The organism is Xanthocytophaga agilis (assembly GCF_030068605.1).
In the GTDB taxonomy this organism is placed as follows: Bacteria; Bacteroidota; Bacteroidia; order Cytophagales; family 172606-1; genus Xanthocytophaga; species Xanthocytophaga agilis.
Genome location: NZ_JASJOU010000041.1, coordinates 1 through 1,654, shown reverse-complemented (window position 1 = coordinate 1,654; position 1,654 = coordinate 1). Strand labels below are relative to the sequence as shown.

General features: G+C 33.9%; 2 protein-coding genes. Both read left to right on the top strand.

The features are described 5' to 3' along the window. Positions 1 to 276 precede the first annotated feature (276 nt). On the top strand, positions 277 to 576 hold the full coding sequence (locus QNI22_RS40075; RefSeq protein WP_314520294.1) for a hypothetical protein: 300 nt from the start codon (positions 277 to 279) through the stop codon (positions 574 to 576). A gap of 417 nt (positions 577 to 993) precedes the next feature. After that, positions 994 to 1,434 carry a response regulator gene (locus QNI22_RS40070; protein ID WP_314520292.1) on the top strand — a complete coding sequence of 147 codons (441 nt, stop codon included), beginning with the start codon at positions 994 to 996 and terminating at the stop codon, positions 1,432 to 1,434. Positions 1,435 to 1,654 lie beyond the last annotated feature (220 nt).

Below are 1,654 nucleotides of genomic sequence, written 5' to 3'. Positions count from 1 at the left end.
TTAGAGATCTATGGACAAGTTTAGTTGGTTGTGTATAGGTAGAGTCTGTTGTGAAATAACCGGAATACAAAAAGGGATAGAGGAATATTGTTAAGTTACGATATATCTGATTTAGACACAGAATGAGGAAATATTTACAATAAAGTATATAATCCTCACATGGATAAATTAGAAAAAGTAGTATTTTGAATGCAAATACATTCTGTAAATACGCTCATCCGAGTAACCTGCTTGAGAAATATAAAATAAGTTCAATGCTAAGCATGCGTAAATTGTATGGCAGTTCTGTTAACCTATGATTTGACTTCAAGTTTTCAACGGATCAGAGCAGAATTAAAGAAAAGAGGTTACAAAGACCAAATTGTTCACCAGGAGAATATCTATAATCTGCCAAATAAAACCTTTTGGCATGAAAAAGAATCTCACACACCTGAAAAAGTCCTAAAGGAACTGAAAGAAGTTATCCGGCTTGTTAATTTAACCGTTAACCCGAAAATAGAATTGATTCGGGTCATTACTGTTCGGTTTGAACCTTCTGCCTGGGCCTCTATTGCAGATGAAGAATCCTCTTATTAATGAATGTTCTGTAGAATTTCAGGAGATGAAGTGATTCTGAAATTCTACAATTTATTGTATTAAATAAACAAAAATCGATTTTGAATTTTTATACTATTCCGCAAATCACACCTTCAAAAAAATATTCTATTCTTTACTAGCTTCTAAAAATAGAATATTCTAACAATTCACACCGAGCTACCTATTCCCTTCTCTAGCTATAGCCGGTCATACAATTTACATACATAACAAATTGTTTATCTTAAGCTTATCCATACAGATAGCAAGCTTTACAAAATAACCATATGGGTATTCAAATGAACTGCCCACTACTTAACATAGTATAACTATTTCATGATATTCACCCCATAATTGGAACTATTCCCTATCATATTTCATTTCTAAACAGACACAGCAAAATATGATTATTTCTACAAAATGGCCCAAGATATTTTTTCTATTCTGATTGCAGAAGATGATAAAGACGACATCTATTTGCTAAAATCCTTATTAGATGAATACTTTCCACACTGGTATTATCAGTTTATAACTACAGGAGAAGCCGTTTTAACTTACCTTGCCAGAAGAAATGCTACCTATCCCTTTGCGGATATACTTCTGTTAGATATTCACCTGCCCAGGCTGAACGGACTGCAGGTTTTAGAAAAAATACGAGAAACTCCCACTTACGATTCACTAGCTGTTGTAGGCTACTCAACCATCGAAGATTACCAGACTATGGAGCTGTTTATGAAGCTGGGAGGAAACGCGTATATCAACAAATCCAATACACAAGAAGGAATAAAAAGTATGCTTGATAAACTACCTGGGTTAATTGAGTGGATCAATCAGCCTTTAGCAAAAAACAAGGAATACTGAAAAATAGCTATATCTTGCTGAGCCTGGTTTTTAACTGGACTCTTTGCGTATTTTACATATAACTCTTGTGTCAGGCTACTAAGCCCCTTGAGTGGGTACACAATAAATAGTAAACCTACCCCCAAAAGACCTTATTTTTCGGGAGTAGGTTAAGTAATACTTACAAACTATAATGTTACAGCATTTTTTAATGAGTATTCTTTTTTAATCAACCCTGTAG

What these genes read in the sequence shown, in the direction of transcription:
- QNI22_RS40075 (WP_314520294.1), top strand. Translation starts at nt 277, where the DNA reads ATGGCAGTTCTGTTAACCTATGATTTGACTTCAAGTTTTCAACGGATC.
- QNI22_RS40070 (WP_314520292.1), top strand. Translation starts at nt 994, where the DNA reads ATGGCCCAAGATATTTTTTCTATTCTGATTGCAGAAGATGATAAAGAC.